This is a genomic window from Planococcus sp. PAMC 21323 (assembly GCF_000785555.1).
In the GTDB taxonomy this organism is placed as follows: Bacteria; Bacillota; Bacilli; order Bacillales_A; family Planococcaceae; genus Planococcus.
Genome location: NZ_CP009129.1, coordinates 112,388 through 127,976, shown reverse-complemented (window position 1 = coordinate 127,976; position 15,589 = coordinate 112,388). Strand labels below are relative to the sequence as shown.

At 39.0% G+C, this 15,589-nt stretch carries 19 protein-coding genes; 2 read left to right on the top strand and 17 right to left on the bottom strand.

The window, feature by feature from the left end; translation table 11 throughout:
• Window position 1 precedes the first annotated feature (1 nt).
• The 17 genes from fliQ to flgB form a co-directional block, all read right to left on the bottom strand.
• Complete coding sequence (gene fliQ / locus PLANO_RS00740) at window positions 2-271, bottom strand: flagellar biosynthesis protein FliQ (RefSeq protein ID WP_008431772.1); 270 nt, start codon at window positions 269-271, stop codon at window positions 2-4.
• A gap of 16 nt (window positions 272-287) precedes the next feature.
• Window positions 288-977 (bottom strand): flagellar type III secretion system pore protein FliP, encoded by a 690-nt coding sequence (gene fliP / locus PLANO_RS00735; protein ID WP_038702061.1) that lies wholly within the window; start codon window positions 975-977, stop codon window positions 288-290.
• On the bottom strand, window positions 974-1,615 hold the full coding sequence (locus PLANO_RS00730; RefSeq protein WP_038702059.1) for a flagellar biosynthetic protein FliO: 642 nt from the start codon (window positions 1,613-1,615) through the stop codon (window positions 974-976). The genes fliP and PLANO_RS00730 overlap by 4 nt, the downstream gene beginning before the upstream one ends.
• A gap of 26 nt (window positions 1,616-1,641) precedes the next feature.
• Window positions 1,642-2,724 carry a flagellar motor switch phosphatase FliY gene (fliY, locus tag PLANO_RS00725; protein WP_038702057.1) on the bottom strand — a complete coding sequence of 361 codons (1,083 nt, stop codon included), beginning with the start codon at window positions 2,722-2,724 and terminating at the stop codon, window positions 1,642-1,644.
• The gene (gene fliM / locus PLANO_RS00720) at window positions 2,714-3,697 is read right to left on the bottom strand and encodes a flagellar motor switch protein FliM (protein WP_156108873.1); all 984 of its coding nucleotides are present in this window, start codon (window positions 3,695-3,697) and stop codon (window positions 2,714-2,716) included. Before fliM ends, fliY begins: the two co-directional genes overlap by 11 nt.
• 14 nt (window positions 3,698-3,711) lie before the next feature.
• Complete coding sequence (locus PLANO_RS00715; RefSeq protein WP_442956639.1) at window positions 3,712-3,963, bottom strand: flagellar FlbD family protein; 252 nt, start codon at window positions 3,961-3,963, stop codon at window positions 3,712-3,714.
• Window positions 3,964-3,978: 15 nt separating this feature from the next.
• The gene (locus tag PLANO_RS00710) at window positions 3,979-4,758 is read right to left on the bottom strand and encodes a flagellar hook-basal body complex protein (RefSeq protein ID WP_038702055.1); all 780 of its coding nucleotides are present in this window, start codon (window positions 4,756-4,758) and stop codon (window positions 3,979-3,981) included.
• Between the two features lie 42 nt (window positions 4,759-4,800).
• On the bottom strand, window positions 4,801-5,256 hold the full coding sequence (gene flgD / locus PLANO_RS00705; protein WP_038702053.1) for a flagellar hook assembly protein FlgD: 456 nt from the start codon (window positions 5,254-5,256) through the stop codon (window positions 4,801-4,803).
• A gap of 16 nt (window positions 5,257-5,272) precedes the next feature.
• Window positions 5,273-6,571: a flagellar hook-length control protein FliK gene (locus PLANO_RS00700; protein WP_038702051.1), complete on the bottom strand. Its 1,299-nt coding sequence runs from the start codon at window positions 6,569-6,571 to the stop codon at window positions 5,273-5,275.
• A 4-nt stretch (window positions 6,572-6,575) separates the two neighbouring features.
• Window positions 6,576-7,061, bottom strand: a complete 486-nt coding sequence (fliJ, locus tag PLANO_RS00695; protein ID WP_038702049.1) for a flagellar export protein FliJ — start codon at window positions 7,059-7,061, stop codon at window positions 6,576-6,578.
• Entirely contained in the window at window positions 7,048-8,364 is a 1,317-nt protein-coding gene (fliI, locus tag PLANO_RS00690) for a flagellar protein export ATPase FliI (protein WP_038702047.1), read from the bottom strand. Before fliI ends, fliJ begins: the two co-directional genes overlap by 14 nt.
• Window positions 8,345-9,148 carry a FliH/SctL family protein gene (locus PLANO_RS00685; protein WP_038702045.1) on the bottom strand — a complete coding sequence of 268 codons (804 nt, stop codon included), beginning with the start codon at window positions 9,146-9,148 and terminating at the stop codon, window positions 8,345-8,347. The genes fliI and PLANO_RS00685 overlap by 20 nt, the downstream gene beginning before the upstream one ends.
• The gene (fliG, locus tag PLANO_RS00680; RefSeq protein ID WP_038702043.1) at window positions 9,141-10,154 is read right to left on the bottom strand and encodes a flagellar motor switch protein FliG; all 1,014 of its coding nucleotides are present in this window, start codon (window positions 10,152-10,154) and stop codon (window positions 9,141-9,143) included. Before fliG ends, PLANO_RS00685 begins: the two co-directional genes overlap by 8 nt.
• A gap of 11 nt (window positions 10,155-10,165) precedes the next feature.
• Window positions 10,166-11,806 (bottom strand): flagellar basal-body MS-ring/collar protein FliF, encoded by a 1,641-nt coding sequence (gene fliF, locus PLANO_RS00675; protein WP_038702041.1) that lies wholly within the window; start codon window positions 11,804-11,806, stop codon window positions 10,166-10,168.
• Window positions 11,807-11,831: 25 nt separating this feature from the next.
• The gene (gene fliE, locus PLANO_RS00670) at window positions 11,832-12,128 is read right to left on the bottom strand and encodes a flagellar hook-basal body complex protein FliE (protein ID WP_038702039.1); all 297 of its coding nucleotides are present in this window, start codon (window positions 12,126-12,128) and stop codon (window positions 11,832-11,834) included.
• A 341-nt stretch (window positions 12,129-12,469) separates the two neighbouring features.
• Window positions 12,470-12,925, bottom strand: coding sequence for a flagellar basal body rod protein FlgC (gene flgC / locus PLANO_RS00665; protein WP_038702038.1), 456 nt, complete (start codon window positions 12,923-12,925; stop codon window positions 12,470-12,472).
• Between the two features lie 5 nt (window positions 12,926-12,930).
• Entirely contained in the window at window positions 12,931-13,332 is a 402-nt protein-coding gene (flgB, locus tag PLANO_RS00660; protein WP_038702036.1) for a flagellar basal body rod protein FlgB, read from the bottom strand.
• Between the two features lie 386 nt (window positions 13,333-13,718).
• Between flgB and PLANO_RS00655 the strand changes: the two genes are divergently transcribed.
• Together PLANO_RS00655 and PLANO_RS00650 are read left to right on the top strand one after the other, a co-directional pair.
• Window positions 13,719-14,555, top strand: coding sequence for a flagellar hook-basal body protein (locus tag PLANO_RS00655; RefSeq protein WP_038702034.1), 837 nt, complete (start codon window positions 13,719-13,721; stop codon window positions 14,553-14,555).
• Window positions 14,556-14,571: 16 nt separating this feature from the next.
• Entirely contained in the window at window positions 14,572-15,414 is an 843-nt protein-coding gene (locus tag PLANO_RS00650) for a flagellar hook-basal body protein (protein WP_052124266.1), read from the top strand.
• Window positions 15,415-15,589: the final 175 nt, after the last annotated feature.

The following is a 15,589-nucleotide window of genomic DNA, read 5'->3' as shown; positions in this document are numbered from 1 at the left end:
CTTACCCGATAATTCTCGGCAATTGCTCAAACAAATCTCGTGTGTAATCTAGCAGTAAGGTTAGCATCCAAGGTCCAAAAACGACGAGTGCGATAAACACTGCCAATATTTTGGGGATGAATGCCAGCGTTTGCTCTTGAATTTGTGTCATCGCTTGAAAGACACTGACCAACAAACCAACAGCTAGCGCAATGAGCAACATCGGAGCAGATATAAGAATAACAGTAAAAATCGATTGTTCGGCTAGTTTGATCACCATATCTGGAGTCATCGTTTTCTTCCTTTCGTCAAAAGCTGACCAGCAGCGATTCGATTATTAAATACCAGCCATCTACAAGAACAAATAGTAAGATTTTAAATGGCAACGAAATCATGACTGGCGGTAACATCATCATTCCCATCGCCATTAATGTACTAGCCACAACCATATCGATGATCAAAAAAGGAATGAAAATAACAAAGCCGATTTGAAAAGCAGTTTTCATCTCACTAATAGCAAATGCCGGAATGAGTGAAGTTAGCGGTATTTCTTCAATACTGTTCGGTTTTTCAAGTTCTGCGTATTTAAAAAATAACGCCAAATCTTTTTCACGCGTGTTTTTTGCCATAAATTCTTTTAACGGCACAATCGCTGTGTCTAATGCTTCTTGTTGTTCCATTTCACCGTCCAAATAAGGCTGCAACGCCGTCTCGTTCATTTCTGTAACGATTGGCGACATAATGAAAAATGTTAAAAATAATGCAAGACCTACCAACACTTGGTTTGGCGGCATTGATTGTGTCCCAAGTCCCGTTCGGACAAACGACAAAACGATGATAATTCGTGTAAAACTGGTCATCATAATCAAGATGCCTGGAGCTAATGAAAGCACCGTTAATAAGAAAAATAATTGCAGTGTTGTTGAGACATCTTCTGGTGACTCTGCGCCAAAATCAATGCCCGGAATATTGATTGATGATAAAATTTCCGGAATCATAACGGACGCCCTTCCTTATTGTGCGATTTACTGCCAAACTCATTTTCGAGCTGGTGTTGCTTGTTTTTTTGTTTGTCTATGCTTTGGTTAAATAACTCATCAAAGCTAGTTGCTTTTGATGCTTGTGTCGCTTTTTCTTTCTTTTTCGAAAAGGCTCGTAAACTTTTAGAAAGTGCCGGTTGTTGTTCAAAATCTTCTTCGATGCTATTAATTTCTGCCTCATCTGAAAACTCTTTTATCAGCGTTACTTCATCTCCAACACCGATCAAGTAAATTTGTCCGCCAACTTTGACGACTTGCAGCGACTTATTATTGCCTAGCGGCGTGCCGCCCATTAAGCGGATTCCATGATTAGGCTGAAGATTTTTCTGACGTGCCGCCAAAAATTTAATCAGTCCGTAAATCATCACCACAATCAACAGCGTATAAAGTGCCAATTGAACAAGAATTCCAGCTAAGCTTTTTTCTTCTATCGGTGCAGTTTCTGTAGTTTCTGCAGGTGTCTCTTCTACCGGCTCTTCGTTATTCAGCCAGTCCACAACGTTGGGATTTGCTTGAACAGGAAGAGGCTCCGATATGAGGCCAGTAAATAGAACAGCCACGAGCAGCATAATATGTAAATACATTGATTTGTTCACTCTTGGTAAACCCCTTCTATCAAGCATTAACGCAATTTCGAAATGCGTTCAGCCGTACTTAGTACATCCGTTACGCGGACACCGAAATTCTCATCGATGACAACGACTTCTCCAACTGCGATCAACTTATTATTGACCAAAATATCAACAGGTTCCCCGGCTAATTTATCTAACTCAATAATAGACCCTTGTGAAATTTCCAATATTTCTTTAACGATACGTTTTGTGCGTCCCAGTTCTACTGTTACTTGAAGCGGAATATCCAAAAGCATGTTCAAGTTATTCGGTTCAGATTGAGTAGATTCCGTATGATCGAAACTAGAAAACTGGACGTTTTGGACTTTATGATTAGTCCCTTGGGCTTTCACATTATTCACATCTGTTGAGGTTTCTTGACCGATAAGTTTACTATCTTCTGAGAATGACATTTCCTGATTCTCCTCTATATCTTCCTCTTCAAATGTATCAGCCAAAGTTCCGATCATCTGCTTCGCTAACTGAACAGGGATACATAAGTGGAGGTTTAATTTATGATGACTACCGATTGCTATTCCAAACGCAACTTCTATGAACCAATCTTCTCTAGTAAAATTTGCTACTCGAAAATCTTCATGTCTCTCAACCGAATCCATTCCAGATAACGAATAAGTAACCTCGCACTCTAATATAGTTGCCAAGGAACTTGAGACAGATTCAAACATATGCTGTATAAAGTTTTGAACTACTTCAAATTGCTTATCTTTATTTTCTGTCACATATTCATCCATCAACTCTATTACTGCCGACATTTCTTCTTGGTTTATAGAAAGCAATTGGATCCCTTTTACGTCACCGGTATATTCTCCCAAAACAATAAAAAAAGGCGCCACTGTTTCTGAAAATAATTTCTCTCTTTGGATGATGGCAAGTCTAGGTGAAGTTACCTTTGCACTTTCATTAAACATAGGAGATATTACAGCTGCAGCTCCACCTAACGATACACTCATTAGCTCTGTCAGTGCTTCCATTTCAGTTTGAGATAATGAGTTCGTGTTTTTAGACTTAACCTCTCTGTTTTTTTGTCCTAGCAATTCTTTGATTTCATCTGGAGATAATTTTTCAATCGTCATCAAATAAAGCTCCTTCTGTAAAAACGTCTGTTACTTGGATTGCCAATCGACCTTTAGAGACTCCCGGCTGCGCAAGAAATTTTTGCTTTCCATCAATCAGAACGGTTACTAAAGAGTTGTATGATTCGTTTAAGCGAATGACATCGCCTTCTTTAAGATCCAAAAAGTCGTTTATATCAATTTTTGTCTTTCCTAAAATAGCCTTAATTTCTAACTTTGTGCTTTGCAATTTTTGTTCTAAAGCTTCTAACTCATGATTTTCAATTTCTTTTTTCTGATTAGCTAACCAATGTCGGGCAGACAATTTTGGTAATACTTGTTCTAACACTACATGTGGTAGGCAAATATTGATAATTCCGTTTATGTCTCCAATCTTTGTCATTAACGAAACCAATATTACGGTTTCATTAGGTGGAGATATTGTTAAGAATTGTGGATTTATTTCTATTTCTCTCAATTCAGGAGTTAATTCGATTACTGACTCCCAAACTTCTCGAAAGCTCTCAAGTGCCTTTACAAATATTCTTTCAATTATAGTGATTTCAATTTCAGTTAAGTCACTGTTTTTCTGTAGTGCGTTACCTTGTCCACCGAGTAAACGATCGAACATCGCGTTTGCAACATCAGGTGAAAATTCCATGACCATTCTTCCTTGAAGAGGTGCCGCTTCGAACACACCAAGTATTGACTTTTTTTGCACATTTTGAACAAACTCTTCATATGAAATCTGCTCAACAGCTGACACTGTAATTTGAACAAATGTCCGTAATTGGATTGAAAAATATGAAGTTAATAAACGCGCAAAATTTTCATGTATTCTTGTTAATGTACGTGTTTGATCCTGAGAAAAACGTAATGCTTTTTTGAAATCATATGTTCGTACATTTCGATTTTTTAATTTTTGAGACGGTATTTCAGCTTCTATTGCTGAAAGAATAGTATTCATATTTTTATCATTCAAACTCCCAGCCAAGGGTATTACCCTCCTCATTCCATCAAGTTTGGTTCATTCAAACAAGGCAAAATATTTATATTTCGATAGTAGTTCGTTACTTTTTCAGTCACTTCGGTTATTGTTTCAAGTACATGAACTTTCCTACCTGTTGTTAATGTCACCACTGTGTCGGGTGTCGATTCTAGTCGTTCAATATAGATTGCATTCAATACAATAGTTGACCGGTTTAACCTAGTTAATTGGATCATATTTGCCGTGTCGAGAAAAGTTGATACTTTTCTCAACCTAAGCCTCCTCTATTAGCGTTTCAAGTTCATAATTTCTTGTAGTATTTCATCAGAAGTAGTCACCGATCGTGAGTTCGCTTGGAATCCACGCTGCGCAATAATCATTTCTGTAAACTCTTCAGTTAAGTCAACGTTCGACATTTCAAGCATACCTGAACCGATTTCAGTGTTGTTGGCAGCAGCACTTCCTATTGTAATAGCTCCGCCAGCAGCCCCAGTCATTTCATATAACGATCCACCAAACTTGCGAAGACCTTCTGGATTTGGAGGATTAGAAACACCGATGGATTGACCTGCAATTATACTTCCATCGGCCATTTTCCCTGTTATTTCCCCAGAGCGATTGATAGTAAATGAGTCGTACTCAGATACGTCGATAGCATTCCCAACACTATCTAAAACTTTATAACCTTGTGCTGTAACTAATTCTCCGCCAGCTGTTACAGTAAAGTTCCCTGCACGCGTCAAGTATCTTCCCGCCGTTCCTTGAGCTTCTGGATCTTGAACAATGAAGAATCCGTCTCCCATCATGGAAAGATCTGTTCCAACTCCCGTAGACATTAATGATCCTCCATTATGGTTTACGCCAATCGTAGCAGTTGACGATCCTAACCCAACTTGCATCGGATTTGCCCCACTATTCGACATATTTTGGCTTAAAAGATCTTGGAAATTTACTGTGCTTTTTTTATAACCTACAGTATTTACGTTAGAAACATTATTCCCGATTACATCTAATTTCGTTTGAAAATTTTTCATACCTGACACACCTGAATACATTGAACGTAACATTTAAATTTCCCCTTTCAAGAACTGCATTAGATCCAAAATGGATTAAACAGTTTCTTGTTCATTTGATGAGCTTGTATTTTTTTCAATATGGATAATCGAGTTGATCGGCACTTTTACTTCAGCCCCTTCAAGCTCAGCTAACAATTCCCCATTTTTGCTAGACAAAGCTTTCACGATTCCTTCACCTGACCCCGTTTCTGACTCCCATTTAACGGATGTTCCGATTAAATGCGCGTAATCTGCTAAAGAAGAAGCTGATTGGTTGGTCACAAATTGACTCATTGTTTTATTTAAATTTGTTAATTGCTCGAGGCTTGTAAACTGTGCCATCTGACCAATAAATTCCGTGTCTTTTAAAGGCTCCATTGGATCTTGGTGCTTCATTTGAGTTACTAAGATTTTTAGGAAAGCATCTTGACCAAGTGCATTACTTGTTTCCGTTTTAGCGGCTGGCGATTGTGCAGTCGCAGCTGCGGTTGTTACTGTCGTGATGTTCATTAAAACACCCTCTCTTTTATACGGTATAATCCACTTTTATCATGTCACCTATTAACGGCTGTTGTTCTGCTCTTTTTTCATCTTCAACCTGTAAATATCCGTTGCTGTCATTTGCTTTACTGTTTCTTTGTTGCGGCTGTGTAAAGCGTTGTCCGGATTGTGGTTGTTGCTGATTAAAAGGCTGTTGAGACGTTTGTTGAAGCACTTCAATTTTTTCTACTTCGACACCCTGCTGAAACAATGACATTCTTAGCTGGTTTAACTGAAGGTCAAGTGCTTCTTTTGCCATCGGCGTGCTTGCCATTATTTGAGCGGCCAATTTACCGTTTGTAGACGTTAATAAAATTTCTAAATGCCCCAAATGTTCCGGAAAAATATTGATGCGCATCTTCATGCCTTCTTGAGTTTCTGCTAAACGCATCGAGCTTTTCATCATCCCGCCTAAATCATCCAATAAATTTTCTAAGCGAACAAATGGCGCGGTTTGCGAACTAGCTTCTGTGCGGGCAATATTTGCTGTCGCTTTGCTAACATCACCTGTTAATGAAGCTAAAGCTTGAGAAGGTGCCTCTTGTGTAGCTCTCACTTCAGCCGGTATTTTAGGAGCTTGAAGTTCTTCTCCTGTATTGATTTTCGAAACAGAGTGAACAGCTGATTTTCCAGGAGTTTCTTGTATGTCGACAGGTACTTTTGATGTTTCTTTCACAGGCTTTAGCATTTCACTAATAAACCTTGGAATCTCCGGCAATACTATGCTTTCTTCAATTCCTTTTTTAGTTTGCGCACCTTGCTCAAGCATGCCAAGCAGTTTATCAAGTTGCTTAGAAATTTGCGTTATTTCGATAAAACTTATAGCTTTATTTTCTTCAAACTCAGCAAACCCTGAAGCTTTTTGAACTTCTCTCGTCATTGCTTCTGTTAAAGTCTGCAACTTCTGTTGAATTTTTTCGAGCAACTCAATTATCTTACTGTTAACATCTGTTGTGTTTTCTACACTTTCTGTCGTTTGATTGCTTACCGCAAAAATCGGCTGTTGGACTTGGACTTGCAGTTCTTCTAGCTGAAGAACTGCATACTGAATTTCTTGTAATTCAGCTGGCTGCTCTTCAACAGTCAATCTTTGCAAAGATTCTACTAACGACTCTAGACTTTCTAACACAGTTTCGGCAGGCTCCTGCTCCGTATTCGGTAACTCTACTCCTAAATGCAATGACTCAAATAAAGAAGCAAATATCGTTTGACCTTGAGTTAGTGCAGTAGCAGCTTTGTTAGGAGGGATAATGGGTTGTTGAAGTGCTGGTTTCAATGCTTCCATCCGCTTATGTTCCTTCTACTAAATTATTTGCTTTGGCTAAGCGGTAAAACCGTGTGCTGGCCATTTCGTCAAAAAAGCTTTGTTCAGCTGCTTTACTTTCTTCTTGGAAATGCGTTAACTTTTGCTCTTTTAAGTTTTCCCATGTCTTTTCTTCTTGTGCTTTTTTTTGCAATAATCCCTGGGAAGTGGAAACTTTATGCTGTAAATGTTCTAACTCTCGCTTAGAAGAAAGCGATTCATCTTGAAGATGGTATAAATAATCTTCTAACATCCTCAGTTCTGAAATATTGACTCCGCTTTGTTGCTTACTATTTCTCAATTGCTCAGCTTCGTTAATTTTCTTTTGAATCACGCGGTTTCGCTGATGTCCTACTTCTTGTTGTTTCATGGCTTCAGCCATTTGGATCTGCGCAAAGCCCTTTTCATTTTCTTTTAAATCCAATATCTTTTGAAATCGAAAGTTGAATTGTGTCAGTTTAAATCCCCCCAAATTGTGCTGATAGCCGTTCTACACTTTCTTCGATCTTCGCTTTTTCATATATGTCTTGTTGCAAATATTCTTTAATCACTGGGTATGCCCGAATGGCATCATCAATTTCTTTGTTGGCACCGCTCTTGTATGCTCCAATATTGATCAAGTCTTCAGACGTCTCATAAGCGGCCAACAAGCGCTTGAAATCTCTTGCGGCTAGTTGGTGTTCCTCTGAGACTACCTCGTGCATAACACGACTTACACTAGCCATTACGTTAATTGCCGGAAATTGACCTTTTTGAGCAATTTTTCGGTCTAAAACGATATGGCCATCTAAAATTCCTCGTACTGCATCTGCAATCGGTTCATTCATGTCATCCCCGTCAACTAACACGGTATAAAAAGCAGTGATTGTGCCTTTACTTGATGTACCTGATCGCTCGAGTAGTTTTGGTAACAAAGCAAAAACGCTCGGTGTATAGCCTTTACTCGTTGGTGGTTCACCTACCGCCAAACCAACTTCTCGTTGTGCCATCGCAAAGCGTGTCACCGAATCCATCATCAACATGACGTTTTTTCCTTGGTCTCGGAAATATTCGGCAATTGCGGTTGCCGTGAGCGCTGCTTTAATACGCTGCATTGGGGTTTGATCGGACGTTGCGGCAACTACTACTGATTTCTTCAGCCCTTCAGGACCTAAATCACGTTCGATAAAATCACGCACTTCACGTCCACGCTCTCCAACTAAAGCAATGACATTAATATCTGCTTCAGTATTACGAGCAATCATGCCCATCAACGTACTTTTTCCAACACCACTTCCGGCAAATACCCCAATTCGCTGACCTTGTCCGACCGTTAATAACCCATCAATCGCGCGAACGCCAACTTCTAGCGGCTTATCAATTCTAGGCCGTTTTAACGGATTAGGAGGTGCATTGTTAGTTGAATACTTTTTCAGTCCACGCGGCAATAAACTTTCGTCCAGCGGCATGCCCGTTCCATCCAAAACTTTCCCTAATATAGAAGGACCCACTTTAATCTGAAGTGGACCACCTGTTGCAACGACCAAGCAACCTGGTCCCACTTGTGATAAATCTTGCAACGGCATCAGCATGATTTTATTTTCTTTAAAGCCAACCACTTCTGCTTCAATAGGTGGCTCGTTGCGATTAGGATACAACAAACATAGCTCTCCAATTTTCGCATTCGGCCCGCGCGATTCAATCGTCAAACCAATGACTTGAATGACTTTGCCATGCTTTTTGATCGGCTCAACTTCATCTAGCAGTTCCAGGTACTCATCTTCCCACAAGTTCATCGTTGGTTTTCTCCTCACAGTAAGCGAGCAATTTGTTTTTGATTTCCTCTAGCTGATTGTCGACCATAGCATCGTAAGAACCGCTCGCTGTATGAATTCGACAGCCACCTGGTGTTAAATTTGCTACCGGAATCACTTTCAATTCCGAATCTGCTTTAATATAGGTTTTTAGTTCTTCTAAAAATGGAATAATCAATGGATAATCTTCTGGACAAACTTGCATTGTCACGTCTTCTGATTCTTCTACTTGCTTTAATGCCTGTTGAATTATGTGAATCACTTGTTGTGTATCTTGTTGCAATTCATTGTGAATCACTTTTTCAGCAATGGTAACGCTTAAAGACAGTAAAAAAGGTTCTGCTTGTTGGATAATATTTGCTTTTTCTGAATAAGCCAGTTCTAGTAGCTGAGTCATTTCTTGATTTTTTTGTTCAAATTGCTCTTTTATTGCTACCATTCCCTTATCATAACCTGCCTGAAATCCTTCAATAGCTGCTTCTTCAGCTAATCTTTGTGCCTCTTGCTCTGCTTCTTCCTTTCTTTCTATCCACCATTGATCAATCATTTCACTAGCTTCCTGCTTTTGAACTTCTAACTGTATTTTTAATCGCTCTTGTTCCGCGTTCAATTGCGCAATACTTTTCTTTATGTTCAACCTCTCTTGTTGAGGATCTATATCTCTTTCGATATAATCTATTTTTCTCATTTCAACTTTTCTTGTTTCAATAATTTTTTTAGAGTTTGGTGATGTCTCTTGAGCATAATTACGAATAATATTAGACAATCAACTCATCTCCCTTACCGCGAGAAACTGTAATTTCACCTTTTTCTTCTAAACTTCTCATAAGTGAAACTATACTTGTTTGAGCATTTTCCACATCTTTTAGCTTCACTGGTCCCATTACATCAATTTCTTCGCGAATAAGGTCTGCACGTCTTGTTGACATATTTGCATATATGGAATCCTTCACTTCATCACTTGCCACTTTTAATGCGAAAGTAAGATTCGAGTCGTTAACATCTCGAACAACACGCTGAATTGAGCGAGAATCTAAATTAATGATATCTTCAAACACAAATAAGCGTTTTTTAATTTCAGCAACTAAGTCCGGATTTTCTTTTTCTAATTCTGATAAGATCGCTCTTTCAGTTCCCAAATCAATTTTATTCAACACCCGAACAATAGCTTCAACCCCCCCAGCGGCAGTATAATCCTGGGTTCCTGTTGCAGATAGTTTTCGTTCTAATATTTGTTCAATTTGAAAAATAACTTCAGGAGAAGCACTTTCCATTAATGCAATTCTTCGTGCAACTTCTGCTTGTTTTTCGGGTAGAAGTTGTGACAGCACTTCCGAAGACTGCTTTGCTTCTAGATATGAAAGAACAAGTGCAATGGTTTGGGGGTGTTCGTGCTGCAAGATATTTAATAGTTGGTTGGGGTCTGCCTTTCTAGCAAAATGAAAAGGCTTTACTTGTAGACGATTTGATAATCGTCCAATAGTTTCAATAGCCTTTTCTTTTCCAAGGGCTTTTTCTAAAATACCTCGGGCATAAACCAACCCTCCCTCATTTAAATAATCTTGCCCCATCATCATGTCATAAAACTCATTAATCACTGCTTCAGTTTCACTGCTTGGTAATTGGCGTACATTCGCAATTTCCATTGTTAATAAATCAATTTCTGCTTCAGTCAATTGTTTAAATAAATTCACTGCTGTATCAGGACCAAGGCCCACCAATAGTACAGCTACTTTTTGTATTCCGGTTAATTCTCTTTTAGTTTTAACCATTGGTTTCGCTCCTAATCATCTGCCATCCATGTTCGTAACAACTTAGCAAAATCTTCCGGTCTTCCTTGGGCAAGTTTTTCAATGGTTTTTTGTTTAGGACTTGATTTTGATGCAAAACTAGTTAAATCAATATCCTCAAGATCTTTTTGATTTGATTTTGCTAGCGCTGCTTCAAACCCTTCATAATCATATTCTTCCACTTCTTCTTTTCTCTTTCTTTTTCTTCTAAGTACTAACATGGACACACTGATTATAATCACCATCAACAAAACTGCAGCTGCACCGATTACCATCAGAAGATTATTCGGAATATCTTTAAAAAACCTTACTTCCGGCTTCTCGTCTTCAATCTCTGGACGCCCTTGGAATTCCGTTGCAAAAACAGAAATCCGATCATCAAGTGCCATCTCATTTGCATCAACGCCACTCATACTCAATGATGTACTCACTGTATTTTTTAATAAGTTGCTGATATCCGTAATATTTTCCTGAGACAAACTAGCTGGATTATCAGCAATTGGTGGTTCTACCCCTACATTGATCGTAATATCATCAATCACATATGGACTCATCTCGATTTGACGATTGATCCGATTTACTTCGCTGTTGATACGTTCTTCAGTGCGTTCAGATTCACTGTTTCCAGCACCATCCAAACCTGGATAGTTTGCAATTTCAGTTTCACCAGTACCCGCAGCATCTTCAATCACGACACCTTCACTTGAATAGGTTTCAATAATTCGTTCCACGCTAATATCCAAACCTTCATTGTTTTCAACATCAACCGGTTCAACCAATTGCTCTTCTCGCTTCTCTTTTGTAAAATCGATATTTGTCATAACTGACACGACGACTTTATCTTGTCCAAGCAATAAACCAAGCATTTGTTGCAATTCACGCTGAATATCTTGCTCAATGCCTTTTTGAATTTCACGGTGCTGCTGATAAACAGATAAATTCGTATCTAACTGGTTCTCATCTTGCACTTCAAACACTTGACCATTTTGATCCATAATAACAATTTGATCTGGCGGTAAGCTTGGAACAGATTTACTGATCAAGTGATACAAACCGTTAATCTGCTTTTGGTCTAATTGCAGCGTCGAATCGCCTTTCACAACAATAGAAGCAGTCGAAGTTTGCTCTTCGTCTGTGATCCAAATATTTTCTTTTGGCAACGTAATCATGACATTCGCTTCTGTTACCCCGTCAATTTGCTTGATCAAATACGCCAATTCATTTTGCATAGCATCTCGCTCAACCACGTCAAAATGACGATCGGTCATACCAAGCCCCATGTTTTCACTAAATGTACCGTAATTGACATTCCCGTTTTTCGGAATGCCTTCTGCAGCTAAACTCACTTTCAGATTAGCCAAATGTTCTTCTGGCACACTTATCGTTTTGCCGTCACTCGACACTTCTACCGGTATGGCCTGAGCTTCGATGGCTGTTTTGATCTCTCCTGCTTCAGCTGGCGTCAAGTCGGAATATAATACGGAAAAATTCGATTGATTGCTGAAAAAAACAAAGACGCCAAGAATAATTAAGGTGATAAAAAATGAGCCAATAACAGACCATTTTGTTACAGGAGAAAAACTGGTCCACGATTCACTCATTTTTAATTTATATGTTGAAAACTTCTCTTTCATTTCATCATCATCCTACCAGTCTTAATCATACTTGCATTCTCATAACTTCTTGGTATGCTTCAACCACTTTATTGCGTACTTGCATCGTCATTTGCAATGACAAACTGGCTTTTTGCGAAGCAATCATGACTTCATGGACGTCTTGCACTTCTCCCGTTATCAACTGGTTAGTCAATTTATCGGATTCGTTTTGTGCTGCACTTACTTCTTTTAAAGCATCTTTCAGTACTTGTCCAAATCCCTCCACTTTATTTTCAGGTTTCACATTATTGAACAATTGGTTTTGAATAAAAGGCGTTTGAATCCCGCTAATTTTTTCCATGATGCCTCCTAGGTATTTATAATAGGATAAATCTTCTTTCTACATGTCGCTTCGGTCGCTCTGGGCATGGCTCTCGCAAGAAGCCAGGCAAAGAACGCCTGTCTTCTTACTACGCCTAGCCCGTTGACGCGCCGGCGCTTAAAGATTTGGATGAATCTTAGAGATAACTATTTATTACTACTTTACAAAGATATGGAGCAATCCAGCGTAGACTCCCGCGGGATAGCGAAAGCCTCGGCAGCTAGAAGCGTGACTTCCTGTCACACTAGCTGCATGACCCACATCCTGCGGGCCCGAAAGCGCAGCTGGGTTGCGGAATATCGATGACGAAAACCAGTGAATTACTTCCCGATTTCTAAAGCTTTCATGAACATACTTTTTGATGCGTTTAATGCGGTGACGTTTGCTTCATATGAACGAGTTGCTGACATCAAATCCACCATTTCTTGAAGCGGATCGACATTGGACATGCGGACATATCCATCTTCTCCGGCATCTGGATGTTCTGGATCATATCTTAATGTGAAAGGCGTTTGATCTTCCTTAATTCCTGAAGCTTTGACACCCGTCACACCCGTATTTCCTCTATTAATGGCAGATTGCAATTGGTTAGCAAAAGGTGATGTGCCGCTTTGAGACAATTCCACCGTTTTTCGGCGGTAAGGCATCCATTCGCCGTCTACTAACTCGGCGCGATTTGTGTTGGCATTGGCAATATTGGCAGATACAACATCCATCCGAAGGCGGTTTGCTGTCAGCCCTGACGAACTGATATTAAAGCCCGTAAATAAGCCCATCTGGTTTATCTCCCTCCATTAATTACTGAACTGAGACTGTTGAGTTTACCGTTGACTCGTTCCGTCACAGCGTTATACCATAATTGGTTTTTCGCCAGTTCGGCCATTTCTACATCCATATCGACATTATTGCCATCGTGATTATATTGAGTTGAATTGTTAGTCACAACTCGCGTAGTGCCTACTAACGATTCGTTAATAAACGACACGTGGCGACTATTTGTTTTATAACTTGAAAGACTTTGCTTGGAGATCGCTGTGTCTAAAGCTGCTTGAAAATCAACTTTTTTACTTTTGTAATTAGCTGTATCCACGTTAGCAATATTTGCCGAATGAACGCGCTGTTTAAGTGTTGCAGCTGATAAAGCTTGCTCCATTGATTCAATTGATTTAGGGAATATATTCATTGATAAACTCCTTTTTTTAACATTTATCATTAAAATAAAAATCCATCTATAGGAAAAGATGGATCAAAAATCTACCACTCATTGCAATCCTATTGTTTAGTATAATCTAAAATGAGGAATATAGATTACGCTTTCATCACTTAATTTTTTTGCCATTTATGTAACGAAAATGACCTATTTTACTATTAAACTAATTATTTTGTACTACTTTCAAAAAGGATATATCAAAGTGATAGTATCATGTTTCAATAATTTTGTATATTTTTCTTTTTAGATTTTTTAATGATATTTTTTCCATATTAATATAAAAATCACTATTTTTTTTATATTTAAAATGTTATGATACGCGGTAAATATAAGATTCGGTTATGAGAGGAAGAAACTACATGTTTCGTGGATTATATACTGCTACATCAGGCATGATGGCAAATAATAGACAACAACAAGTATTAACGAATAATCTTTCAAATGCGAATACTCCTGGATTTAAAGAAGATCAAACTGTTTTTCGCGCTTTTCCTAAACAATTAATTCAAGCAATTGAAAACAGCAAAAAAGGTACAATAGTACCACAGAATATCGGTTCTTTAACTACTGGAGTGTACACGCAAGAAGGAATTCCATCTTTTCTTCAAGGTCCTTTAAAAGAAACGGGAAATCAGACAGATGTGGCATTGCTAGATGAGTTATTGCCAACAAATCCTGAGACCCAACAAAAAGGTTCGATGGTATTTGCGGTAGCTGCAGAAGATGGCGAAGTGCGTTACACAAAAAATGGATCGTTTGCTGTCGATACCCAAGGCTTTTTAACAACGAGCGACGGTTTTGCTGTTTTAGGTGAAAACTTACAACCAATCCAAGTGGGGTCTTCCGACTTTACAGTACAAGATAATGGTGAAATTCTTTTAGCTAATGGCACACAAGAAAATCGCTTATGGGTTGGGTATTCAGAAAATCCTCAACAGTTTGTAAAAGAAGGACAGAATCTTTTACGTTGGACCGGCAATCCTGAAGCAGCTCCTCAATTTATCGACAACGTCGATTTACTTGATGGAACACCGAGCTTTATGAAACAAGGGTTTATCGAACAATCGAATGTGGATTTAACAAAAACTATGACAGACATGATGACGACATACCGCGGATTTGAATCTAACCAAAAAGTAATTCAAGCCTATGATCGGAGCATGGAAAAAGCCGTCAATGAAATCGGACGCGTATAAGGAGGAGTTTTACGAGTTGAATATCCAGATGAATACAGCCAGTAACACGATGAGCGAATTACAAAAAAAACTAGATTTGATTAGCAATAATATCGCGAACGTCAACACCAATGGTTACAAACGACAAGAAGCTAGTTTCTCAGATGCACTTGTCTTGTCTCTCGAAAAACAAGTGGGTCAAAAAAATGAAGTTGGACGAATTACGCCTTACGGTTTGCGCATTGGTGCTGGTGCAATTCTTTCACAAACAGCTGTCCGCAATGATCAAGGTTCCGTTAAACAAACCGATCGACCACTAGATTTTATGATTCAAGGAGAATCTGCTTACTTCCGTATTGAATCAGATGGCAATACCCTTTATACAAAAGATGGATCTTTCCAAGTACAACCAATTTTGAATTCTCCACAAGTGAGCTTAGTAACAGCGAATGGGGATGCGGTATTAGGCGCGAATAACCAACCGATTGTATTCGATGCTGATTTTGACAATATCCACTTAAATGGACGTGGCGCTTTGGAGATTTCTTATAAAGACCCAGACAAGCAACCGACTGAAATCCAAATGGGTCTGGCACAAATTAACCGACAAAGTTCACTAGCAAAAGTCGGTGAAAATAAGTTCCGCCTAACAGGTACGGAAGCTGAACAAATTGCGAACGGCAATTTACAACTTATTAATTTGTCACAACCAAATGATGGATCTATCCAAATTAAGCAAAATGCTTTGGAAATGTCCAATGTCGATTTGACTGACGAAATGACCGAATTGATCACAACTCAACGCCTGTTCCAATCACAAGGAAGAGCCATTTCTTATGCAGACGATATGATGGGCTTAGTTAATACAATTAAAGGATAACAAAAAAAAGCAGGCACCCCGCGGGGTGCCTGCTTTTTTCTATGTATTCTATTTGGAAGAAATCGCTCTAGGCGAACGCTTTCGGGCCCACAGGATGTGGGTCATGCAGCTAGTGTGACAGGAAGTCACGCTTCTAGCTGCCAAGGGTCTCGCTATTCCGCAGGAGTCTCCGTTA